At 62.9% G+C, this 25,469-nt stretch carries 11 protein-coding genes; 9 read left to right on the forward strand and 2 right to left on the reverse strand.

Going from position 1 to position 25,469, the window contains the following annotated elements; translation table 11 throughout:
* Positions 1 to 654 precede the first annotated feature (654 nt).
* The 5 genes from P3102_RS07465 to P3102_RS07485 all read left to right on the forward strand — a co-directional run bounded on the left by P3102_RS07465 (position 655) and on the right by P3102_RS07485 (position 15,326).
* Entirely contained in the window at positions 655 to 7,359 is a 6,705-nt protein-coding gene (locus tag P3102_RS07465) for a LamG domain-containing protein (protein WP_276367641.1), read from the forward strand.
* 96 nt (positions 7,360 to 7,455) lie between these two features.
* A complete protein-coding gene (locus P3102_RS07470) occupies positions 7,456 to 13,305 on the forward strand; it encodes an RHS repeat-associated core domain-containing protein (protein ID WP_276367642.1) in 5,850 nt (1,949 codons plus the stop codon).
* A complete protein-coding gene (locus tag P3102_RS07475; protein WP_276367644.1) occupies positions 13,302 to 13,697 on the forward strand; it encodes a hypothetical protein in 396 nt (131 codons plus the stop codon). The genes P3102_RS07470 and P3102_RS07475 overlap by 4 nt, the downstream gene beginning before the upstream one ends.
* 668 nt (positions 13,698 to 14,365) lie before the next feature.
* Positions 14,366 to 14,761, forward strand: a complete 396-nt coding sequence (locus tag P3102_RS07480; protein ID WP_276367645.1) for a hypothetical protein — start codon at positions 14,366 to 14,368, stop codon at positions 14,759 to 14,761.
* Entirely contained in the window at positions 14,730 to 15,326 is a 597-nt protein-coding gene (locus P3102_RS07485) for a hypothetical protein (protein ID WP_276367646.1), read from the forward strand. Before P3102_RS07480 ends, P3102_RS07485 begins: the two co-directional genes overlap by 32 nt.
* A gap of 1,114 nt (positions 15,327 to 16,440) precedes the next feature.
* Here P3102_RS07485 and P3102_RS07490 read toward each other — a convergent pair.
* Together P3102_RS07490 and P3102_RS07495 are read right to left on the reverse strand one after the other, a co-directional pair.
* A complete protein-coding gene (locus P3102_RS07490; RefSeq protein ID WP_276367648.1) occupies positions 16,441 to 16,644 on the reverse strand; it encodes a hypothetical protein in 204 nt (67 codons plus the stop codon).
* Positions 16,645 to 17,132: 488 nt separating this feature from the next.
* Entirely contained in the window at positions 17,133 to 18,119 is a 987-nt protein-coding gene (locus tag P3102_RS07495; RefSeq protein WP_276367649.1) for a hypothetical protein, read from the reverse strand.
* A 717-nt stretch (positions 18,120 to 18,836) separates the two neighbouring features.
* On the opposite strand from P3102_RS07495, the gene P3102_RS07500 reads away from it, so the two are divergent.
* The 4 genes from P3102_RS07500 to P3102_RS07515 all read left to right on the forward strand — a co-directional run bounded on the left by P3102_RS07500 (position 18,837) and on the right by P3102_RS07515 (position 25,126).
* The gene (locus tag P3102_RS07500; RefSeq protein WP_276367650.1) at positions 18,837 to 19,643 is read left to right on the forward strand and encodes a hypothetical protein; all 807 of its coding nucleotides are present in this window, start codon (positions 18,837 to 18,839) and stop codon (positions 19,641 to 19,643) included.
* Positions 19,640 to 20,725 (forward strand): ImmA/IrrE family metallo-endopeptidase, encoded by a 1,086-nt coding sequence (locus P3102_RS07505; protein ID WP_276367651.1) that lies wholly within the window; start codon positions 19,640 to 19,642, stop codon positions 20,723 to 20,725. Before P3102_RS07500 ends, P3102_RS07505 begins: the two co-directional genes overlap by 4 nt.
* A gap of 138 nt (positions 20,726 to 20,863) precedes the next feature.
* Complete coding sequence (locus P3102_RS07510) at positions 20,864 to 21,214, forward strand: RIP homotypic interaction motif-containing protein (RefSeq protein ID WP_276367653.1); 351 nt, start codon at positions 20,864 to 20,866, stop codon at positions 21,212 to 21,214.
* A gap of 87 nt (positions 21,215 to 21,301) precedes the next feature.
* On the forward strand, positions 21,302 to 25,126 hold the full coding sequence (locus P3102_RS07515; protein WP_276367654.1) for a hypothetical protein: 3,825 nt from the start codon (positions 21,302 to 21,304) through the stop codon (positions 25,124 to 25,126).
* The last annotated feature ends 343 nt before the right edge of the window (positions 25,127 to 25,469 follow it).

Genomic DNA, 25,469 nt, shown 5'->3' on the forward strand with positions numbered 1-25,469 from the left:
GCTCCAGATCTGCTCCAGGAAAATTGGTGAGAGAAGACGTGGTTGCTGTGGCCGTCGGCTCTGATCGGAGTGGTCTTGCTTGTGCCCGCGTTGAGTGCCGTCCGTCCGTCTATGTGTATGCCGGGGCGACCCGGTCAGCTGTGACCCGATGGGCCACGGTCCGCGATCAGTCGCTGCTGCGCGACGACACGTACAGCCGTGACTATCGCTTGCAGCTTTCGGCTACTGCGCCAGCACTCGTGATGGCGGTGCGCTCGACAGCCTTGTGCGGGCTTGCCGGTGGCTATCTGTAGGTGAACGCCTCTGGTTGTGATCAGGCGGCTTTCGAGGCAAATTCTTCGGCCGCGTCGCTTGCCGTAGTGCGGATGGTGCACTGGAGGTTCCGGTAACGCAGTATGCGATAAGTCGGAAAAGTCCCAACAATGCCCGGCGGGGAGGCTTTGCGGATGTCCTACATGGATCATCGGTACGGGCAGCCCGCTTCATGATCGTTCACTCTGTTGGAGTCTTCCTTCACTCGATAGTGATCGTGAAGAGTCATGGTGACTTTGTGGGTCGCGTGGCGTCGGGGACGCGTGCTGACCGGGCCGAGGGGGTCCTTTTCCAATGATGCGTCCGTCAGTGACGCGTGGCTTCAGGCTGCGCGCGTTACCCATGATCTTCCTGATGTTGGCCGGTGTCGTCGTGGTGACGGCGAGCTCGCCGAAAAGTTCACTGCCTGCGGCGGTGGTCCCTGTTGCGGAGGCGCCGGATGCCGCTAGTGCGTTCGCGGCGGCGCGGTTGCAGGGCTCGCCGGTCGGGGTGGCTGATCAGACCGCTGAGGCGAAGAAGGTGCTGGCGAATCCTGACGGGACGTTGACGGCGCAGTTGTCGCCGCAGCCTGTGCGGGTCCGTAAGGCCGACGGTTGGGTTCCTGTCGATACGACACTGGCGTCCGTGCCGGACGGCACGGTGAGGCCGAAGGCCGCTGTAGCCGATGTGGCGTTTTCCGCTGGTGGAGCCAAGGGTCCGCTGGTGCGATTCTCGCGTAACGGTAAGAGCATCGCGTTGCGGTGGCCTGGCTCGTTGCCGAAGCCTGATCTTGACGGCGGTACGGCTAGATACCGGGAGGTACTACCTGGCGTCGACTTGGAGATGCAGGCAGAAGCCGAGGGCTACAACCAGCGTTTCGTGGTCAAGACTGCAGAGGCGGGGCGTGACCTCGCGCTGTCGTCGATCAAACTCGCGCTCGAGACGGAGGGCGTGCAGCTCACGTCGGATGGAACCGGCCGGGTTCAGGCCGTCGATGACACCGGGCAGAAGATATTCGTCGCACCGACCGCGACAATGTGGGACGCCAGAGGGCGCGAGAGCACGAGCACACCGGTCGAGGTAGCGATCGATCGCTCCTCGATGACGTTGACACCGAACGCCGCGATGCTGGCGAGTCCGGGCACGCGGTACCCCGTGGTGGTTGACCCGGACATGCGATCGCCAGGGCAGAGCATGTGGGCGAAGGTGTTCCGCGGCTACCCCAACGACTCCTACGTCAACGGTACGGGTGACGGAGACGCCTGGGCGAAGGTCGGTAAATGTACCTGGAGTGAATGCGGCAGTATCGACCTCGCTCGTACGTACTTCCAGTTCGATACGGCGTTCCTTGCCGGAAAAGAAATCAAAACGGTCAATTTCAACACGGCCGTGGTGCACGGTCCGAACTGCGGCCCCAAGGAACACGAGCTCTTCATCGCGAGAGACAACATCTGGTGGGGCACGACCTGGAACAACGCGCCCGGTGGGGATCTTGTTTCCACCGTCTGGGTTCCCAGTAACTGGAACTCCTGCTCGGGGAACAAACCGGTCGGATTCCCGGTCGGCCTCTACATCAACCCGAACGGTCCTTCGACCTACTTCTTGAAGGGGAAGTCCGAGACGGATTCCGACGCGTGGCGTAAGTACGACGTGCCCAGCACGATCCTGCAGATCACCTACAACACGCGGCCGAACCCGCCGTACGACATGAGGACCGATCCGCCGCTGCCCGCGCCGTGTCGCTGGTGTGACGGTGTGCCGTATGTCGGGGATCCGTCCATCCGGCTGTTGAGCAGGTTGTCTGATCCGGACGCCAACGACCAGCTCCGCCCGGTGTGGGACATCTACGGCGGCGCTCCGGACCAGCGTGCGCCGGCGATCTACCAGGCATCGGGCGCCTATCACAGTACTGATGTCGATCTGACGAAGCGGAATGGACAACGTGTCACGTGGACGGTGTGGGGGCATGATTCCGCGGATGGTGGTGATTGGCGGAATGGGCCTGGCCCGTTCATCGTCGACCGGACGGGGATCGGTATCAAGCCGACGGTGACGGCGCCGCTCTACAAGGCGGACAATGCTTGGCACGGTGGTGTCGGTGTACCGGACGTGTTCGAGTTCGATGCGAGCGACGCGACCACCAAGGTCACGGATGTCGACCACTACCTGTACGGCTGGACGGACCCACCGACAACGCCGGTCGACGCCGTCGCGCTCGGCGGTAAGGCTTACGCGAAGCTGACCCCGCCCGGTGACGGGCCACGAGACCTGTATGTGCAGAGTGTCGACCGGGCCGGGCACCACAGTCCGACGCAGACACACCACTTCTACGTGCGGGCGGGTAACGGTCCGTTGGCGCAGTGGTCGTTGGAGGGCAACACGAAGGACACCGCCACACTCGGGTTCCGCGACGCGACGTTGCACGGCGGGCCCGTCTATGTGCCGGGTAGTACCGGGTCAGGTGTCAAGCTGGATGGTGTCGACGACTACGCGACGGCACCGATTTCGACGAGCACGTACCCCAGTTTCTCCTTTTCAGGCTGGGTCAATCTCGCGGAGAAGAAGCCGGGCTGGTCGACGCTGCTGAGCCAGAACGCGTCGACGACGGCGATGGTGAAGCTCGGGCACACCGGGACCGCGACCGATCGCTGGGCGTTGGAGTTCCGGCCTGGTAACGACCCGGCTACGGCGCCGACGACGGTGTCGTCGCTCACCCCGGCGCAGACGAACACGTGGACTCATCTTGCTGGTGTCTACGACTCCGGGGCACAGCAGATCCGGCTGTATGTCAACGGTGATTTGCAAGGCAGTGCGGCATGGAAGTCCCCGTGGCCCGCGACTCACGAGTTCGCGGTCGGTCGCGCCATCGTCAACAGCGTCGGGAAGGACTACCTGGCCGGTGCGGTCGACGAGATCCGCACTTATGACCGGGTGCTGACCGATGCGGAGGTCAAGTCCGCGGTCACGCGGGACAACGTCACCGCGGGCTACTGGAATCTCGACGACGCGGACGGGACGACCGCACGCAACGCCGCCTCGGGCGGTGAGATGGCGGTGCTCCAGCCGGGCGCCAGGTTCGCTCCCCAGGGCGCGGTCAACGGTGCGGCCACTTTCGATGGGGTCAAGGGATTCGCGGCCACGTCGGGGCCGGTGGTGCGAACCGATCAGAGTTACGCGATCACCGCCTGGGTGCGACCGGACAAGCTCGGGGACATGACCGCCGTCTCCCAGGACGGCACGGCGGTGAGCGGTTTCTACCTCAAGCAGAACAACGGTTCCTGGGTCTTCGGCGTGAACCCGGGTGACGCCACCGGTGGCACGGCGACGGAGGTCAGGTCCGGGGCGAACACGGTGCAGACCGTGCCGTGGACACATCTGGCCGGCGTGTACAACGCGACCGCCAAAACCCTCACGCTCATGGTCAACGGAAAGCAGGTCGCGAGCGTCCCGGCCCCGGTCACGCCGTGGCACGCCACCGGCCCCTTCGCCATCGGGCGAGGGAAGTACGGGACGCCGCTCGGTTACTGGTCCGGTGGGATCGACGAGGTGCGTGCCTACAGCCGCGCGCTCGACCTCGCGGAGATCCAGGGCATCGTCGCCCAGAACAACGTCACCGCCGCCACCTGGAAGCTCGACGGCGACGCGCAGGACACCTCGGGCATGGCGAAACACGGAACCGTGAAGAATGGCGCCCAGTGGGTCGCCGGGCAAACCAGTTACCCCGACCAGACCGATCTCGCGGTGAATCTGGACGGCATCGACGACCACGTCAGCGCACCCGCGCCGATCGACAGCAGCATGAGCTTCTCCGTCGCCGCCTGGGTGAAGATGACCAACAAAACCCCTGGCTGGGGCGCCGTGGTGAGCCAGAGCGGGCAGAACGTGTCCGCGTTCAACATCGGCTACACCGGCGCTGCCGATGACCGGTGGGCGTTCGCGATGCACGGCCCCGACAGCACCGCACCGACTGCGGTCATCCGCGCGCGCTCGGCGCAGCCGGTCCAGACCGGTGTCTGGACACATCTCGCCGCCAACTACGACAGCAACACCGGTGAGATGCAGCTGTATGTGAACGGCACCCTGTCCGGGACCGCGACGTTCACCGCACGGTGGAACGCGACCACCGAGTTCGACATCGGCCGCGGCAAATGGGCGGGCAACTGGTTGGACAACTTCGGCGGTGCGGTCGACGACGTCAAGGTCTACAGCCGCACCTTGTTCACCGACGAAATCCGCACCATGTCCGGCCAGGACCTCACGCTGGTGCACAACTGGCAGCTCGACGAATCCAGCGGCATCAAGGTCGCCGACTCCACCGGCGCCCGCACCGGAACACTCGAACCCGGGACACAGTTCGCGCCCGGCCGGGTCGGAAACGCCGTCCAGTTCGACGGCAAGACCGGCGCTGTCGGTACCACCGGTGTCGACCTGCGGACCGACGAGAGCTTCAGCGCGTCGGCGTGGGTCTACATGGACCGTAAATCCGACATCGTCTCCAAGCTCACGGCTCTGAGCATCGATGGCGAGCGGACCAGCAAGTTCCGGCTAGGGCACGTCGCCGACGAGATGAACGCGACCTGCTTTGGTGGCGAATTCGAGAATCCCAACGTCTGCGGCAAGTGGGTGTTCGAGATGGCGGAGACCGACACGGACAACGCAGTCGCGAGAGCAGCGGTGCCGACTTTTCCCGCCGAGATCAATTCCTGGGTGCACCTGGCTGGTACCTATGACCGGCAGAGCAGGAAAATCTGGCTTTATGTCAACGGACAACGTGTCGGTGACGGGACTCTGAACGGGCGCTGGCAGGCGTCCGGCGCTGCTCAGATCGGACGAGGTCTGACCGCGGACAAGCCGAGCCAGTTCTGGACCGGCAAGGTAGACGATGCCCGTCTCTACACGTCAGCGCTTGACAGGGACAGGATGGCGGGGCTGTACAAGTCGTATCCCGCCGCTGACGGCGGCCCTGCGACCTTGCCGGCTGCTGACGCCGCTTACTGGCGTTTCGATGAGAAGGCCGGTCAGACGGCCCAGGATGTCAGCGGCCAAGGGAAGAACGCGACGCTCAAGGGCGGGGCGGGCTGGACCGACGGGAAGATCGGGCCGGCGGTGTGGCTGGACGGGACGACCGGCTACGCGGAAACGACCGGGGCGGTCATCGACACCACGAAGAGCTTCTCGGTCTCGGCGTGGGCGCACTTGACCAAAACCGACAACGGCTACTACAGCGTCTTCGGTCAGGACGGCAACAGAGTCAGTGCCTTCCTCGTCCAGTACGACGGCGGCACGAAGAAATGGCGTGCCGTGGTGCCCAGTGCCGATCAGAACGACCCACCGGCGGCGTCGCTCTTGTCGGCCCAACCCGCGGTCCTCAACGCATGGACCCAGCTTGCCGTGGTCTACGACGCCCAGTTCCGGCAGCTCAAGCTCTACGTGAACGGTGTCCAGTCCGCCATCCAGGTCGGAGTCGCCTCGATCCCGTCCGCTGGGCCGTTCACCATCGGCCGCGCCCGCTGGAACGGGAACAACAACAATTTCTTCTCCAGGGGCATCGACGACGTCCGCGTCTTCTCCAAGGCGCTCAGTGACGGAGAAGTCCGCAAGGTGCACGACGAACTACCTCGTGGAGACGGCGGTGCCTGGCGATTCGACAACGGAACCGGCAAGGATTACAGCTGGCGAGGCAACGCCGTCGTCCCGACCGGTGGCGCGTCCTTCGCGCCGGGTGTGAGCGGTACCGCGATCAAGCTGAACGGCATAGATGGGCAGGCGACCGCGCCCGAGCGAGGTTTGGCCATGGAGGACAGTTTCACCGTGTCCGCGTGGGCCAACCTCGCCCGTACCGATCAGGTCGCGACCGTGCTGTCGCAGGACGGTGCGCGGATGAGCGGCTTCACTCTCCAGTACCGGCCGGAAGCCGGACGGTGGACGTTCGGTACGACCGCCCAAGACGTCGACGCGTCACCGGTGTCCTACGTCAGCTCGTTCGACCCGGCGGTCGTGAACCGGTGGACACATCTCACCGGCGTCTACGACCAGGCCGCTCGTCAGCTCCGGCTGTATGTCGACGGGCAGTTCGCGGGCAAGAAGGACGGTGTCGTCCTCTGGCAGGCGAACGGGTCCTTCGCCATCGGCCGCGCCAAGACCAACGGCAAGTCCGCCGAGTTCTTCCCCGGCATGATCGACGAGGTCTACGCCCACTACGGCATGGCCTCGGAAGCGACCATCCGAACATACGGCAGCTTCCCCGCACCCGACGGCGGCCAGCTGGGCAGCTATGTCGACGGGGCAGGACGCAAGCGAACGGCGAGCACGAGTGTCACACCCGCGGCCGGTTACCGGTTCGACGGGAGCCTGGGCATGCTCATCGACGGCGCCCAGCCCAACACTCGTGTGCTGTACTCCTGCCAATCCGGCACGGATTTCTTCACCTCGACCGACGCGGCCTGCGAAGGCAAGACCAAGATCGGTGAGATCGGCTCCGTCTACACCCAGCAGCCGACCAACATCCCCACGATCCCGGTCTACCGGTGCACCTCGTCGACTGGGCATTTCGACAGCCGCCAGGCCGACTGCGGGGGCGCGACCCAAGAATCACTCCTCGGCTACACCCTCGCCTACGCGCCACTCGTGCGGTACTACAACAACACCGCCTACGACCACCTCAGCACCACGCAAGCCGCCCGGCCCGGGTACTACGCCGAATTCCGGCACGGGTACCTGCCGCTGCTTCCGCAGACCGGGACACAGCCGCTGACCGCGTGCGTGAACGACGCGGACCAGTTCGTGTCACTCGACACGAACTGTGAAGGCAAAACCGTCATCGGTTCGCTTGGCCAGCTCTGGACTCAGCGGCCGGACGGGCCGGATGTCCAGGTTCTCTACCGATGCGGCAGCAGTGTCGAATCGATGACCAACACCAGCGACAACTGCGGCGCCATGGGCAACGACCGTTCGCTCGGCTACGTCATCACCACGCTTCCTCAAGTCCAGCCCGTCTTCGCCGCGCCGAGCAGCGGAGTCACGGCAGGGCGCGAACCAACATCGTCAACGGGAACCGGCGGCGGGTAGACCGCCGCTCGGGAATCAGCGAACCGATCGACCACAGCCACTTGAGGCCCTCCTGGATCACTGGCAGAGCCTCACTGCGTCCAGCCTGGAGAACTGATGCGACAGAAGTCGTCTACACGCCGCACGTCGAGAGCCCTTACCGTGGCGTTGATCTGCTCGCTGGTCGTGACCGGCGTCAGCACCTCGCAAGTCGCGAACGCGGCCAATGGCTGGAGTGTCGACTCACCGGCAGTCAACTCGACTCCGGTGACAAAGCAGACCATGCAGGGGCGAAACCTCGACGAAGCGAGCCTCAAAGCGCTCACCGGGAACCAGCCCACCGGTTCCACCACACCTGACGGAGGAGGTACCAGCAGCGCGACGTCCCTGTCGCCAACGGCGACATGGGATGTGTCGAAACAGACCGGCGACTTCACTTGGTCCTACCCGCTGCGTGTGCCGCCCGCGCCCGGTGATCTGCAGCCCAACCTGGCGTTGTCCTATAACTCCTCGACGGTTGACGGACGTACGAGCGCCACAAACAACCAGGCGTCGTGGGTCGGCGACGGCTGGGACCTGCACCCGGGTTTCATCGAACGCACCTACGGCAGTTGCCAGGACGACAAGGAAGGCGGAACCACCCCACCGAAGGTCGGTGACCTCTGCTGGAAGAGTGACAACGCCACCGCCGTCTACAACGGGTCCGGCGGCATGCTGATCCATGACACCGACAAGAAGGTGTGGCGGCAGAAGAGCGACAACGGCTCCCGTATCGAGCACCTCACCGGCGCCGCGAACGGCGCTCGTGACGGCGAGTACTGGAAGATCACCACTGTTGACGGCACTCAGTACTTCTTCGGGTCCGCTCCGGCGTCGAAGTCGACCTGGACCGTGCCCGTCTACGGTGACGACGCCGGCGAACCTTGCCATGCGGTGGACAACAAGTTCGACAACTCGGCCTGTATCCAGGCCTACCGCTGGAACCTGGACAAGGTCGTCGACCGGCACGGCAACCTGATCCTCTACAGCTACGACATCGAGACCAACAACTACGGGCAGAACGTCAAAGACACCGCGGTCTCCTACGTCCGTGGTGGGACGCTCAAGGAGATCCAGTACGGCCTGCGTGAAGGTGACCCGGCTCCCGCTGCCGGGAAAGTGACCTTCGTGACCGAGGAGCGATGTGTCCCCGGTAGCCTGTGCACGCTCGACAAGCCCGAGAACTTTCCCGATGTCGCCCTGGCCGACCGGTGTGACGGACCAACGTGCAAGGACCACTACAGCCCCACGTTCTGGTCGACCAAACGCCTCGCGAAGATCACCACCCAGGTCCGCGCGGGCACCGGCTACACCGACGTCGACAGCTGGACTCTCGAGCAGCAGTTCCCGAACCCCGACGACGGCAACAAAGCCGCTCTCTGGCTCAAATCCATCACACACACCGGCCACGTCGGCACGCCCATCACGCTGCCTAAGGTCACGTTCGAAGGCAAGAAACTCCCGAACCGGGTCGTGAAAGACGACGGTGTCGGCTATCTCAACCGGTACCGGCTCTCCGCCATCGTCTCCGAAGCCGGTGGCGTCACCACCGTCAACTACGCACCCGCCGACTGCTCCGCCACGTCTTTGCCGGACAAGCCGGAAACCAACACCAAACGCTGTTTCCCAGTGACGTGGACCAAACGGGATTTCGCCGAACGCACCGACTACTTCCACAAGTACGTCGTCGGTTCCGTCGTCCAGTCCGATTGGATGAGCACCAGTTCCGAACAGGTCACCAACTACGAGTACCCGGAGGGCGCGGCGTGGCACTACACCACTTCCGAGTTCGCGCCTGAAAAGGACAAGACCTGGAACGAGTTCCGCGGCTTCGGCAAGGTTATCGTCCGCACCGGTAAACCCGACAACCCCAGCGGGCCGACCAGCTACAGCGAAACCCGGTACTTCCGCGGCATGCACGGGGACAAGCTCCCCAACAACGGAACACGACCCGTCAGCCTCCCGGACAGCGAAGGCGGATCCCACGTCGACGAGGACTGGCTTCAGGGACTGGAGCTGGAAAGCCTCACCAAGAACGGCGAGGCCGGCGCTGTCGTCGGCAAAACGATCACCGAACCCAGCTGGCAAGGTCCGACCGCGACGCGCGGGGTATACAAGGCCTACATCGTCCGAACCGGAACGCAGCACTCCTTCACCGCCCTGGCCGCAGGTGGCTGGCGAACCACCAAAACCACCACGGACTACGACCCCAACGGCCTGCCGACCAAGGTCAACGACCTCGGTGACCTCAACGTCACCGGGGACGAGCGCTGCACGAACACGACCTACGCCCAGAACACCGACCGGTGGCTGCTGAATTTCCCGTCGCGGGTCGAGACCCTCTCGACGGTGTGCGGGTTCCTGCCGGTCTATCCGCGGGACACCATCTCCGACGTCCGGTCGTCCTACGACACGCTCGCACCCGGCGTCCCGCCCACGGTGGGTGACGTCACGCTGGCTGAAGAGGTCGACGGGTACAACGGGTTCACGCCGGTTTACCGTCCCGTCGCGAAGACCAAACGCGATGTCCATGGGCGCGCGATCGAAATCACCGACGCCGACGGCAACACCGCCACCTCCACCTACACCCCGGTCACCAGCGGGCCGGTAACCCAGCTTGTCACCGCCAACGCTCTGGGACACAAGACGACGACCGTCTACGAGCCGGCCTGGGGATCTGCGCGGACGATCACCGACCCCAACAACCGGGTCATGGAGATCAGCTACGACGCGCTCGGCCGCAAAGCCGAAGTCTGGCAGCCCAACCGGCCTCGGTCAGACCATCCCACCGAACCCAGCGCGCGCTTCACCTACGAAGTCCGGAACAACGCGCCGAGCTCGATCACCTCGATGCGGTTCGGCCCCAACAGCAACTACGTCACCTCGACCACCATCCTCGACGGTCTCTACCGGACCCGGCAGGTCCAGGCGCCGGCACCTGGCGGGGGGAGGCTGCTGGTCGACACGCGCTACGACTCGCAGGGGCGCGCCTACAAGACGACACAGCCGTTCTACAACGACCAACCAGTCGACACCTCTCTTTGGGTGGCCAGCGACACCGAAGTACCCGGTCTGACCGTCACGGAGTTCGACGGCGCGGGCCGTGCGATCGCCTCCACTTACCGAGGCGGCGACAAAAACTGGCGTACCAGCACGACCTACGGCGGTGACTCGGTCAGCGTCACACCGCCGGAAGGCGGCAGCGCGACCACCACGATCACCGACGCCCGCGGCCGAACCCGCGCTCTCCGGCAGTACCATGGCGCTCAACCGACCGGCGACAACTACGACGAAACCAAGTACGACTACACCAACTCGGACAAACTCGCCGCGCTCACCGACTCCAGTGGTAACCGCTGGTCCTACACCTACGACATCCACGGCTCCCTGATCCGCACCGACGATCCCGACCGCGGCGCCACCACCTACGTCTACAACAAGCTGAACCAGCAGATTTCGAGTACCGACGCACGCAATGTCACACTCGCGTTCCGCTACGACAAACTCGGGCGCAAGACCGGTGTCTTCAAAGACAACCTCACCGGAACCAAACTCAGCGAATGGGCCTACGACTCCGCGTACAAGGGCGTCGGACAGCTCGCGTCGTCCACGCGCTGGGTCGACGGCAACGCCTACGTCAACAAGGTCAACGTCTACGGGCCGCTGTACCAGCCGACGACGACGTCCATCATCATCCCGCCGAGCGAGGGCCCGAAGCTGGCCGGCACCTATCAGTCGTTCTTTCAGTACAAGGACGACGGAAGCCTCGGCGGTACCGGAATCCCGAAGGCCGGAGACCTGCTGGCCGAAAGCATGCTCTACACCTATGACGACCTCGGGAAGCCGCTCACTACCGAAGGCAGCTGGGACGGACCCGTCTATCAAGACTACGTCTCCGCGACCGACTACACCCGCTACGGCGAGCCTCAGCGGATCCAGCTCGGCGGTGAGAGCAGTACCTCCACTGACGGAAAACGGGCCTGGCTCTCCTACTACTACGACACCAACACCCGCAGGCTCGACCGCACCATCGTCGACGCCGAAGTCCCGCAGCCGATGCAGACCGACACCCGCTACAGCTACAACCCCGCAGGCAACATCACCGCGATCTCCAACGCCCCGATCGGGCAACCCGCGGACAAGCAATGCTTCGGCTACGACTACCTCCAACGCCTCACCGAAGCATGGACACCCGCCAACACCGACTGCGGCGCTCCTCGAGCGGCCAACGCCCTCGGTGGTCCTGCTCCATACTGGCAGTCCTACGCCTACGACAAATCCGGAAACCGCACCGGCGACACCCAGCACCTCGCTGGAGGTGACGTCACCCGCAAGTACAGCTACGCCGCACCCGGCACGCCGAAGCCCCACCTGCTGAATGCCGTCACCTCGGAGGGGTCGGCAGGTACCAAGACAGCCCAGTACACCTACGACGAACTGGGCAATACCAAGGCTCGCCCCGGCACGTCCGGACAGCAAGCACTCGACTGGAACGTCGAGAACAGGCTCGAGAAGGTCACCGACGGCACCGCCGACACGACCTTCCTCTACGACGCCGACGGCAGCCGCCTCATCCGCCGCGACCCCACCGGCACCACCCTGTATTTGGGGCCGCAGGAGGTCCGGCTCGACAAAACGAGCGGCACCGCAACCACCACTAGGTACTACACCCACGGTGGCGCGACCATCGCGATGCGCAAGAGCGGTGCCCTGACCTGGCTCGCAGGAGACCACCAGGGCACCATCCAGGTCGCGATCAACGCCAGCGACCTCACGGTCAAGCAGCGCCGTCAAACCCCGTTCGGAGCCGAGCGCGGCCCGAGCGCCGGTATGCCGGGTGAACGTGGCTTCGTCGGGGGCATGATCGATGCCTCGACTGGGTTGACCACTCTCGGGGCTCGTAGCTACGACGCGGACCTTGGCCGGTTCATCTCCCTAGACCCGATCATGGATCCGAGCAGCCCGCAGCAGATCAACGGCTACAGCTACTCCATCAACAATCCCATCGCCTTCAGTGACCCTTCCGGCCTCGCCCACGAGGACTCACCCGGCTATTGCGTCGGCTGGCGCGGCGACTGCGGAATCGACCCCGGAGCCAAACTCTCGGACGGCTCCTACGGCGCGGACATCCTCGGGGAGTACAGCGACGAACAACTAACGCAAAAGGGTGCCAAGCGAGGCCAAGCCGCGTCGAAGCAGGCGGATCGTAGGAGGTGGGTCAACGGCAACTCTCCCAGTGCGAAAAATCGTAACCACATGATGGTTGAATTTGAAAAGATCATCTTCAATCCGCGTGCTTCGTCTGATTACTGGAATCACCCTATCAATGTTGAACCGGGTGTCAGTGCGTGCTTCGGACAAATGGGCTGCGACAAAGCCTGGAAATACCTGCAAGCGCCCGAAACGGAGAATGACCTTGAAGGCGCGCGGGTTATTGCGGCTACTTACTGCATTGAAAACTATGCCGAATGCAAGCTGGCGGCAGGGGTTCAGCAGCTCGGAGCCGAGGCGCTCGCGGCGCTGGTCGGAATGGTGGGCGCTGGGTTGTCTGGCGGTGCAAGTGCTGGACCGCGGGGAACTCCGTCAAGGACCTTCAGTTCATCCGACCCCCACGTGGCAGACGTGGCGAACGCGGTCGAGGCGGCGATGCCTGGTAGGGTGGTTGATGTTAACGTGCATCGACCTATGTCGAATGGCTTGACGCGCGAGATCGATATAGATCTCGGCAAAATCTATGTACAAGTCAAAGGTGGTGCAGCCAACGGGCTGACTGGGCAGATCGCCAAGACGCAGAATACTACGGGCAGAATGACGGTTGGCTTTGCGCCGGGAATATCCGATGCTGCTTGGAAAAATGCTGCCCTGCAGGGAACGCCCATTTTTAGAACGACGGACGATTTGATTGCTTATGTGAGGGAGTTTGGGTGAAAGGTGGCTTTATAATCTCTCTTGATGGCGACTTTTTTCGGCATGTGGAAAGTGTGCTCGTCGAGATGGGTGCGGCAACTGCGTCTGACGGGCCGGGTGAATCCGTGGTCCAGTTGAAGGACGAGTGTGGACGTTTCTTTACAGTGTTCGAAGGAATTCCTGCTGGCACGGAATGGGAGGTGACTGAAGGTCCTTTTGAGGCCGCCGACGGTGTTTGCATACCTGACATGACTAAAGTTTTTGCATGTTCATTTGAGTGCAGATGGACAGATTTGGTTGTTCGTTTGCTCGAGGCCGTGGCGCGGAACGCTGAGACTCCTATGTGGGTAGTTGATGGTAACGGTGTCGTATGGGATCCAAAGCGTTTCGATCCGCAGAAAATAGTATTGTGATGGCGTACTGGATATAGTCATAACTTCGTCGAAATGGGTGACCGTGCAGGGTTGGCGTGGTGGTGCGCCCGACGTGTTGGCGGGATGGGGCGCAGAGTGCGGGACTCCACGGGCTCGGGCGGCGGGCTGCTCAAGCTCGGCTCGGGGAGTATTGCTGGGGATCGTGCCGTGCGTGACAACGAAAGGTCTGTCCGCGGGCAAGCTGGCGACAGCCTCTCCCGCTCGACTGTAGGGAGCCGAGGTCATGCTCGCGATGACGACGAGCCGACATCTTGGCCTCGTTCTTGTTCCTGAACCGTGCCGACGTAACCTGCACGCTGCCGACTGGGGCGACATGATCGTCATGGACAACCTGACTTTTCACGGCGCGTACGCGCCCTCGCTCCCAGGCCACGCGCGGGCGCTTGTGGATCGTACTGGTGATCGGAATCGGCAGGGGGTCGGCAGCAGGAAGGGCAGTTTCGAAGTTCGCGGCACGGCTGATGAAGTTAGAAGGGGGGCTTGGAATCCAAAGGGTGGCGGTACGGATGGAGCGTGGTTTTATAAGCAAGGAAATGATCTCTTGGTGCTAAAGCCGGATGGAGGATTTATCTCAATGTTTCCATTGAGTAAGCCGAATGGGTGGTTCGAACAGGCTACGCCGGTCAGGTTTTAGGCTGGGAGATGAAATGGCTTTCATTGTGCATGAATCGAAACTTTTGGAACTGGATGGTCGACGAGTTCGCTCGGTTCGTTGCGTCAGACATGAGGACGGGTCGCTCGCTGCTGTGAGGGTTGTTTTCACGGCGTCGACATCGGTTATTGCCACAGTTTGGACCGACTGGTCGCTTGTTGTTGACGAAGTGGGCGAAGAAGAGATTCCGGATTATTTATGGCCTGTCGGAGAGTATGTGGAATCCCATTCTTCCCTGCCCGTTTCATCGGTCGGCTATCTGGTGGAACGTGTTGCAATTAGTCGGGATGACGCTAATGTGATCACTGGTCTGGATTTCGTATTGGAAAACGGGTTTCGTGTAATCTTACGATCGTTCGGTGGTGAGCTTGTTCTCGAAACAAGTGCGTAAGGCCTGGCTATTGACGGTGGCCGTGTGCTGCGGGTGCTCGATGGGATCTGGGCACGTGGTGGCGAATCCGGTCGGGCCGGTCTCGGCTCCCTCTTCGAATTGGGCTCCTGTGGTTTCGCCGGAAGTGGTTTCTGCGGCTTGCGGGTTCCTTGGCGCTGATGAGCTTCAAGGGGCCCTGGAGTCGAAGGCTGCTTACCGATCGGTCGAGGAGAAGCCGGTTGAGGGGCAGCGGAGCATTGCCTATGGTTGCGAGTTCAGTCGTGTTGATGACGGGTCTGGCGTCGGTAGCTTGATGGTGACCGCCATCAAGGGTGAGGCGGCGCCGGGGAGCGCACTCGCCGTTGCCGAGCAGGGCTGTCTGGGTGAGGGGCAGGCTCAGCCGTTGGCGGGCGCCGGGGATGCGGCGATGTGGTGCCGGAGCGAGGATCTCGACACGCTGGTCGTGACCGTGAAGCGGAGCCACGGCGAGGTCCGGATCGCTCACTTGACGCTTGCTGGTAGTCCGATGGCTGCCAATATCCCTGGGTATGCCTCGCTGGCGCGGCTTCTCGGCGGCAGGCTGTAGCGCCCGAGGTGTAAGCGAGCCATCCAGTCTCCGATCGACCCGGCACGGCAAGGCACTCAATTGCCTGCATACAAGACCGCGAGACGCATTGGCCTCGATGGGAACAACGTGTCCGAGGCAGCACAAGACGGGAGCACCGACACGGACGGACATGCCGTGAACGGGCGCGCTCGCTGTCTGCCGCTGACGAGGATCGGCTTCCGAGCGCTGCCGGCAACGTTGTTCAATCCACCCCGGCGAACGATGCCTCGGTTCTTCACGCATTGGGTGAGCGGGTGAAGCTCCTCGGTAGTCGACTTTAGTGATGGAAGAAGTGGAACGTTGGGGGATCACGCCGTCTCCGATTGGGCTCCGTTGCCGACGTAGAGCCCGGTACGGCCCGATACGGCCTGGCACCCGCTTCGGCGGCGATGTCCGTGTTGACCTGCACGGATGATCAAAATCCGACACTTCGCGGCACTGTCTGGCACAGTGGCGGAGCGGACTTTTAATCCGAGGGAATCTGCAGCTCATCGACGTGGGGTGGAGCCGCACACTGCGGGCGCTCCCGAGGAGAACTATCCAGTCGGGTTACACAGCTGGAGCAGAAGATGTGACCCCAGTTGACGTGGGTGGGATGGCCTGCTCCAGCCTTGCTCCAGCTACTGAACAGTAACTGAAGTTCGTCTCGCCAATTCTCAAAGTGAGGCGGAACGAAAAAACCGCCTTACCTCGGCTAACGCGCCAGGTGGGCGGTGTTTCGTCACTGTGGAGCTAAGGGGACTCGAACCCCTGACCCCCTCACTGCCAGTCAGGTTCGGCCAAGGCGCTGACCTGCGGTTATCGAGAACTCGCTGGTCGGCTGGTGCAGTTGTGCTCTGTTCGATGCGGTCCGGTGTCGTTGGGCGCTGTTGTAACCGACGGACTGCTCCAGGACTGCTCCAGGAAAATTGGCGTGAGAATCGGACTGCCAAGTGGCAGTCGTGAGTGATTGCCTTCGTCGTGGGCTCGAAACCTGGCCTCCTGTGGGCGCCACTCTCGGAGTCGGCGGACCACTGCTCGCAATGTTCAGTCTGCCTGTGCATGCCGTGTCGACAGCGTCCGCTCATGCCGATGTGCGGTGGCGACTTCGAGGTCAGCGATGGGGTGCACGAGGATCGCTGAGTCGGGCGTGACGTCGGCGATCGAGCACGAGCAGGCTGGCCAGTACGGCCAAGGCGCCTCCGGCGATGCCAGGCCCGCGCGGAAAGTCGATGAGCCGACTGCCGCCGTACCCGATTCCGGCACCGGCCAGAACCAGCAACGCGATCGCTGCCCAGCCGAACAGATTGAGCTGCACGCTGCGAAACAATCGGGCACGGCTCAGACGGCGGCGCCACCGAGATGTCGGTCAATATTCGGCATGGTGACGTTGCACGTAACCTCGATTGCGGCGAAGAGGCGCATCTTGACCGCAGGATCCTCTCATGCCGCTCAGCGCACGTTCGACCAGTGCATTGGCACGCCGATGACAGTGTGCTCGGATCTGAGTTATTGGCGATTTTCCGTTTTTCAAGGAGTCAGATTGACTGCGGCGAATTTATATTCAGTCCTGGGGCTTCCGGTGTTCCACTATCCTGGATTTGAACTGGCTTCTCGCAGTTGGTGGACAGCGAAATCGCTCCGGTCTATTTTCTCCGGTCTTCTTGGCGAAACCGGATCAGGACGATCAGTACCTTTCGTGCATCGGCTCGCTGGCTCGCATCGCGGGCGAGGAGTGCGGTCGCAACTGTCAGAAGTGTTGCGATCGACCATGTTGCGGGCAGAAAGAGCAGGGCTGCGTGGGCTTCAATCGGCACTGCTTTCCCCGTTCTTTTCACGGTGGCGAGCAGTGGTTTTGTCGCATCGACCGGTGCGTCGCGGTGGCAGGACGTCGTTATAGAGGTCGCTGCGCCGTAAGTTGAGGACTGTCGCGCCGATTGTGCAGTCGACTAATCTGGCGGAAGAAACATGTGTGCTGCATGGTTCGCAATAGCAGTGCGTTAACGTAATAGGCCGCATTGGTAGCCCGAATCGCCGGTCCAGGAGCCGGGCGATCAGGGTGGCGTGGTCCAGGTCGCCGGCCCACTCGACTGTGATCACAGCCCCGGCGTCGACTAAGTTGAACCAGAGGTCGGTGAACCTGAGCTGAGTTCGTGTGCGGAACGCGTGTGCTCTGCGGAGGAGCCTGCTGAGGAGGCGGACCGCGAGTTCGCCGTGTTCACTACGGTGGGCGAGTGGGTAGCCAAAGAAGGAGTATCGTTCTTCGCTGTGCAGAGTTGCGGCATCGCCCTGATAGGCCCTGTCGACGAAGTTGGGATCTTCATACGCCGCATACAAGGCGGAATTCCAGGCGGCACGTGATACCCCGCGCAAGATCACCTTTCCCGGGTGGTGCAGGCGGTGAAGTACGGCATCGCCGTGGTGTGTGAAACCTAGGCGTAGGCCCGCCACGCCGTTCAGGCCCGTGTCCACGTGTGCAAAGGGTGCGACGTGGCCTGCGAAATCCTTGAGGCAGTCCTGAGAAGGGGCGAGAGTTAGTAGCAGCTCGTTTTTTCGAGGAGTGCAGTCGGCGATGCCGAACGGATGCTGCGACGAGGACCCCGAGGATTGCGCTGGGGAGCCGTGGCCGATCTTGTCGAGGATCGAGGCTTCGAACTCCGCCTGATCGGGGCTCGCGTCGGGAATCAATGATTCTGTGTGGTTGAGTTTACGGATTTCGTCCAGCGCTCGAGTATACGGCTCGTTGGTGAAACGCATACGGTCACGGACGAGCTGGCTGCGGTTCTTCGACACAACTATCCTCGTGGCGCTCGCCCGGCCGTACGCACTAGGTAGCTGTGGGCACCGTGGTGGTCAACACTCTCACAGGCAGGCACGCAGCCCATTTCGTCTTATGACTCCACTGCCGGGGTGGGGCCAACCGAGGCGCCTGTGCGCCGAACTCACGGTACCCATGTGATCAAGTTGCTGTCAAAACGGCACGCGGCGGGGCAGGTCGATGCGTGCGTTCGCTGCTTGCCGACGGGGGATCCCATGTCGTGACAAGTGCGCGATGGTGGCGTTGCGCCGGTCGCTGTGGGTGAGAGTCTGGCCTTGATCTCCTCCGTTGGTTTGAGCTGCCGTGAGCCGTTCGGTGCGTTGCCGCCGAGCTCGTTAACCGGGTGTCGCTGGGCTGCGGGACGGTCGATGCCCGCTGTTCAGAGCGGTCCAGAAGGGGAAGAGAGGGAAGCCGCGGTGACGGCGACGGTCAGAGCGCGGCAGGTACGAACTCTGAACTAACGGCAGTGCCGCAACGGCGAGTTCTTGTGTTGCAGCGGCTGGGAGCTGTCATCGGTAATGTCGCCACCGTTTGCGAGGCGAGGTGAGGGCAGGGTCGGCGATAGGGCGAACTTGACGTCGTATTTCTGCAGCGCGTTCGGGTAGCGGCGTTCGTCGGCAGGGGGCGAGCCCAGAGGCATACGCGGTTCATTTCTTCGCACTCGATACTGCATTGGGGTAGAGTTCGGACTCGTGACTGAGCAGGCGAGGGTTTTGGGGATGTTGCGTGGCTCTGGCGTGCTGGACGGCATCGCCTGGGCGCACAGGTCGGCCTACCGGCAGGTGCGCCAGGACTACAACCCTGCAGGTGGCCACAAGCAGTCCTGGATCGGCTACAACGCCTACATCTACCTGCTGGATCGTCTCGACCGGGTCTTCCAGTGCGGAGACTTCGCGGCACAGCCGGGTGAGGAATCGGTGGGGCGCGACGTGCTGGCGGATGGCATCGCCGGGCGGGACTTCCAGTCGATACCGTTGCTGCCTGCGGGCACCGTGGTCCGATATGACCTCAACGGATCTCCTGGCTGGGTGGTCGATGGCTGGCGATGGCTGCTGGCCTCGTACAAATTCGGGCAGGTCAGGAAGATTCGCTGGCCGGAGAAGAGCGATACGAAGCAGACAGTCGCGCGGCAGCCTCACTCCGAGGACGACGGTGGCCTGTTCCCGGTCACGGCGATTCCCGGCTTGCCGCCGTTGGAGGGGCTTCCGGACCACGAGCGTGATCTCCGGAAGACCTTGGTTCTCGCGCATGCGATGGACCCGGTGACCGTCGACTTCGAGCTGTTCTTCGGTCGCATCCGGTGGAACTCTGACCATGGCGATGCCTGGGTGTGGCGGGAGAATCTGCTGGATCTGCCGCCTGGGCCCCAGAAGAGTGGGACGCGGCCGCAGCCGGTCGACCCGATTCTCCCGCCGTCCGGAGATGCCGCTGACGCGGACGTGCGAGTCCGGAGGTCGGCGCGCGGTGATGGCGGACCGCGTGCTATTGGTGACGCATGACTGAACGGCTGGGCGATATCGCCGCCTTCTTCGACGGCGGTCGCCTGACCCTGGCTCGACAACTGGCGGGCTTGCGGAAGAACGCTCTGGCGGCGTTGATCCAGAAAACGCCTACAGCGGTCGCGGCATACGAGAGCGGGACGAAGAGACCGGCCCCGGCCACGGTAGGCGCCCTGGCGATGGCATTGGAGGTCGCGCCGGGATTCTTTCTGGCCCGGAAGCAGTCGTTCCCGGTCGCCGCCACTGCCCCGCATTTCCGGTCATTGAGATCGACCAGTCAGATCTCGCGTGATCAGGCCTACTCCTACGGATGCCTCGCCGTTGACATCGCGACCACGATCGAGCGACATGTCGAGTTCCCGAAACGTGACCTGCCCAGCTACCCGGTATCAACCGAAGAAACCGGTGGCCGCGCTCCGCAGGAGGCGGCGTTACTGCTGCGGAAGCAATGGGAAATGCCGTCAGGGCCAGTTGGACATCTTGTCAGGCTGGCGGAGAGTCACGGCAGCCTTGTCGTGTTCAGTCCCCTGGACAACGCGACGGTCGACGCGTACTCCTTCGACACGCCCGAGTGGCCAATTATCCTGCTCAATCCATTGAAGGACGACTACTACCGCCAACGCTTCGACGTGGCACACGAGCTCGGGCACTTGGTGATGCATGTGGATGCCGAACCAGGGGGCCGGATCGTCGAGGATCAAGCGCACCGGTTTGCCGCGGAGTTGTTGATGCCGGCAGATGAGATCGCCGAACAGCTGCCAAGCAGGGCGGACTGGCGGCGACTCGGCCAGCTCAAGCAGCACTGGAACGTCAGCCTGCAAGCCCTCTTGTTCCGGGCGCGAACGCTCGGTGTCATGAGCGACGTCACCTATCGCAACGCGATGGTCACGGTATCTTCCAAAGGATGGCGGCGCCGCGAGCCTGGCCCGATGCCCTTACTGGAGCGGCCGTCTCTGTTGCCTCGCGCCATCGAACTCATTCACACCGAAACCCAGGTAGACGAACTTGCACTCGCATCGGAGTGTCAGGCACCGCTTGAGCTATTCAGGACCATCACATCGCGTTCTCCGGCGGTTGGCTAGCGCCAGAATCCGCCGAACTGTGCTGTCGGAGACATCTGAGGCTCGATCTACACGTCTGGTAGCGCCGTAGCGATCTTCGTGCAGCCAACGATTAATCTAGGACGAAGTCGCTGGCGAAGCGTCGGCTGGGGAGGTCGTATGGGCAGGCTTGGACGCCGCTTCTGGTGGCTCGGAGGCATGGCTGCTGTCGGCCTGGTGCTCTGGGGAGCGTGGCAGCTTGGCGCATTGAACTGGCTGTGGGAGGAAAACCATCCATATCGGCCGGTGGTCGAAGCACTGAGCTGGGTTGCAGGCATCGCAGGACTGATTCTCGGGGCAATCACGCTGATTGTCTCGCTACGCCAGATGCAGCGCGAACACAGAACCGAGGGTGGGGCTGCAACGCGACCAGCAACCAAGGTGGCCGGAAAGTATACGGTCGAAGTTCGAGACGGTCGTGGGGTCCAGATCGGTGACCACAACACACAGACCAACCACTTCGACCGGTAGTTAACAGTGTTCTCCCGAGATCGACAGGACCGCGGTCCGACCCCGTCGGAGCTGGCGCGGCGTGTCGACGTCAGCCAAAGCGAAGGCGTGCAGGTTGGCGATCACAACACGCAAAACAACACCTACGTGGTTATTCACCCCGAGGGTAACGGTGTCGTCCCGGCAGCACGGGACGATGAGGCGATCAGCGATACCGTGGACAGGAACTACCGGCGGAACCGGATCACGCGGCCGCCGGTCATGGCTGCTCATCCTGGAGCGTCACTTCTGGCCGACCGGTTGACTGCAGATGATGGCCGTCCAGTTGTTGTGATGCACGGTCGTGCCGGTTCAGGCAAGAGCACGGTCGCGGCCGAGGCTGTGAAACAGCTGACCGAGGCCGGCTGGACGGCCGCGGTAGTGCGCATGGACGCGATCGACAGTGTCTGCCGAAACGCCGCGGCATTAGGGAAGGCAGCAGACCTGCGGTCATCCCCTGTGGACGTCCTGGCTGCGGCAGCCGGCGGTGGACCGGCCGTTCTCGTCATTGATCAGCTCGATGCGGTGAGTACGTACAGCGGCCGCATCCCCGACAGCTACCACGCCGTCGCCGAGGCGGTCGAACAGGCGAGTAGGCACGGCCGAATGAAGGTCGTCCTCGTCGTGCGCACAGCTGATCTTTTGGATGATCCGAGAATGAGGTTTCTGCTACTCGACGAGGACAAGGTCGAGCAGCTCGAGGTCGGGGACCTTGATGCCACGGCGGTACGTGCTGCTCTCGCTGAGTTTAACGTCGACGCGACCTCACTAGCGGCCGATACGTTCGACTTGTTGCGCGTCCCTCTGCACCTGGCGGTTTTCTTCCGGCTGGAAGCCAAGTCTCGTGAGCTACCGTACCGGACACTTCCGGACCTGTATCGACAGTTCACCGGCCAGCTCCGTTCGCTGGTCGAAGGCGACCTTGGGGCGGCTGGCTGGCACGGGGCGATCGCCCCTCTCGTGACCTACATGAGCGAACACGAGACCCTGCATGCACCAGCTGCGCTCCTCGATCGGCTTCCGCCACGCGCACGGCCAGCACTGGCTTCGGCGGGGATCTTCCGCGATGACGGCGACACCGTCCAGTTCTTTCATGAGACCTACTTCGACTTCTTGTTCGCACAAGAATTCGTCGCCCAGGGACAAGATCTGCACGACTTCGTGGTGAACTCGGGTCAGCAACTGTTCCGGCGCGCCCAGCTGCGCCAGGTCCTCGAACACCTCATCGGGGTCAATCGACGGCGGTTCCGGACAGACGCGGTCCGGCTCTTGACCAGCGACGCGATTCGTTCGAACCTTCTCGACGTCGTGATCGGGGTCCTCAGTTCCCTGCCGGCCGCGGCAGACGACTGGCTGGCGATCGAACCGTTCGCATTCAGCGGCTCACGTCGTAGTGGGCGGCTCCTCGCTCTGCTGATGGAGCCCGCTTGGTTCGATGCTGCCGACTCGGCCGGTCGTTGGGAGCCGCTGCTCACGGAGACTGCGATGGCTACACCCACGGCCAACGTGCTGATCAGGGCGGCCAGGGAGCGTGGGAAACGCGTCGCTGAACTGGTCAAGCCGTTCATCGGCAGCTGTGACGAGTGGACGCTTCGACTGCGGTCCATGGTCGAGTGGTTTCTGTCGCCAGGCCTGGTCGACCTGACCGTTGAGCTGCTCCGCCGCGGCTTGTTGGACGGAGCTCGAGGGCCGATCGCGGTCAACAGCAACTTCTGGTCGATCATTGCCGGCCTGCATGACGAAGACCCCGCAGGAGCGGCGCGGGTTGTCGGTGCGTACTTAAACCGCGCCAGAGAACGAGCACAGGCCGACGACGTCGCCAACCCGTTTCCGGACTACATCGACCAGGCAAGAGGTGCCGGTGGCGACAAGACGATCGTCGAGATCGCCACAGCAGCGCCTCAGCAGTACCTGGAGCACGTGCTCCCCTTCGTACTTACTGTATTGGACGACACTGCCACGGACGCCGATGGCGAGCGAAAGGCCGGCGGTCCTTGGGCGTACAGGTTCTACCGATCTCATCAAGTCACCGACGCAGTCTTAGACGGCATCGATATCGCCCTACGCGCGACTGCACATGACCTTTGGAGCAGCTCGAGCTCCATTATCCCCACTTTGCGCAGCAGTGATCACGAGGTCGCGCGATTTCTCGCGTGCCGTGCCTACGCAGTCATCGCCGAGCAAGCAGCGGACGAGGCGATCGACTGGCTGCGATCGGATGACCGAAACCTGAAACTAGGCTGGCATGGCAGCAACGTCTGGGCATCACGGCTACTCATCGAGGCGGCCACACCGCATTGCGGCGATGCCCAACTCGAGGCTCTAGGCACGAAGCTCCTTGCCTACTACCCCGCCTGGGAGAAGAAACCCGGTAGAAATGGAGCCTGGGGGTACACCCAGTACGTGCTGATGTCGGCGTTGTCTGAGAGCCGGCTGTCACCTGCTGTCAGACGCAGGCTAGGTGAACTCGAGCGCAAGTTCACTCGCGCCGTGATCCGGCCGCCCGAGCCTGTTGAAGCTCACTTCGTTGGCCCGCCGGTGCCCGAAAAGGCAGGCGAACACATGACCAACGAAGACTGGTTGCGAGCTATCGCCAAGTACAGTTCGAGGGAGGAACTCGCTCGTCGGAACTTTGCGGTCGGAGGCTCGCGAGAACTCGCCCAACTGCTCGGTCGCCGTGCCACGATCGAACCGCAACGCTTCACCGAACTCGCCTTGACCTTTGACGAACAAATTCCGACATACAACATCATCGAAGTCGTCAACGCAGTCGCTGGCAAGATCACCACCGCAGAGCTGACTGAACTGTGCGAACACGCAAGGCATATCGTAGGAGAAGCGGCTGGCCAAGCCGTGTGCCGCGCAATTGCGAACTCCGCTGAGGAAGCTACGGACGCACTGATCGACCTGGTCGAGCACTACGCTCGAGCAGCTGATCCTGCGGTGGAACGCGCGGGAGGACGACCCGATGACGACTTCGAGCTGGCAACGGAAGGGATGAACTCGACGCGTGGAGTTGCCGCTGCGACTATCGGTCAGATTCTCGCCGCCGAGGCGACGTACGGACCTCGGCTGCTCCCAGTTGTGGCGGAACTCGCGCAGGATCCAATCCTGTCTGTACGCGCAGAGGCCGCTCGTCCTAGTTTGGCGCTATTCGCAAGCCACTTGGAGCAGGCCCTCGATATCGCTGACGCCCTGTTCTCCACAAGTGCGATCGAGATACACTATTCAAACCCCGCTAACGAGCTGCTGTTGCAGGCCATCTTCGATGCAGGTCCGCGTTTCGCACGGCACCTCAATCGTGCGCTCAAAACAGACAGCCCCATCGCGGTGAGGGCTGGCCACATCTGGGCCAACGCCTTATTGAACGACCGGCTACCGGAGGCATGCCCCTCCGACGTCACCGACTTGCCGATCCTGGCGCGGCAGGGGGCCGCGCAAACCATGGCCACTGCACCGCACCTTGCTGCCACCGAGCTCGTCAGGCTATTTGACGACGGCGACCCAGATGTCCGCAAAGCCGCCTCTGCGGCGATCCGAGTCCTCCACGAACCAGCCTCTGCCTCGATCAGTGAACGCGTCGTGGTGGCGTATGCGACCAGCCGAGCCTTCCCAGACAACTGCGGTGACCTCTTCCACGCGCTCAAGCAAAGCCTGAGACTTCTGCCCTCCATCACGATCATCGCTTGCGAGCGCGCCGTCGAACACGCTGGTGTTGAACTCGGTGATCTAAGCAGGGCTACCGCGGCTATCAGCCGTGACATTGTCACCGTCGTGCTCCGGCTCTATCGACAAGGCGACGCGGCGATGCGCGATAGATGTCTCAACGTCGTGGACAAGCTGGCCGATGTCGGGGCATACGGGCTGCCAGAGGCGCTCCAACGCGAGCGCTGACAGGCGGGCGCGCGGCCTGGGCAGCGCCTCTGGTTGTCTACCTGTTCAGAGGACGTTGCTGAGGCATTTCTTGTGATCCCATTTTCGCCACCGTCGGCCAGTGCTCCAGCGTCACCTAGTGACCCTGTCGGGTAACCGGGACTCGTTGATGGCAGGGAGCCGCTGTAGAGCGGCGAGGCCGCGCCTGCGCCGTCTCCGATTGGGCTCCGTTGCCGAAGTAGAGCCCTACACGGCCCGATACAGCCTGGCACTTGGATGGAAGGCAAGACCTGCGCTGACCTGCACAGATGGCCGAAACTCGCCCCTTTGCGTCACTGGCTGACCGTGCGGTGGAGGGGACTTG

It is taken from the genome of Amycolatopsis sp. QT-25 (genome assembly GCF_029369745.1).
In the GTDB taxonomy this organism is placed as follows: Bacteria; Actinomycetota; Actinomycetes; order Mycobacteriales; family Pseudonocardiaceae; genus Amycolatopsis.

Coding starts and splice junctions, on each gene's coding strand:
- P3102_RS07465 (WP_276367641.1), top strand. CDS start 655: ATGATCTTCCTGATGTTGGCCGGTGTCGTCGTGGTGACGGCGAGCTCG.
- P3102_RS07470 (WP_276367642.1), top strand. CDS start 7,456: ATGCGACAGAAGTCGTCTACACGCCGCACGTCGAGAGCCCTTACCGTG.
- P3102_RS07480 (WP_276367645.1), top strand. CDS start 14,366: ATGGCTTTCATTGTGCATGAATCGAAACTTTTGGAACTGGATGGTCGA.
- P3102_RS07505 (WP_276367651.1), top strand. CDS start 19,640: ATGACTGAACGGCTGGGCGATATCGCCGCCTTCTTCGACGGCGGTCGC.
- P3102_RS07510 (WP_276367653.1), top strand. CDS start 20,864: ATGGGCAGGCTTGGACGCCGCTTCTGGTGGCTCGGAGGCATGGCTGCT.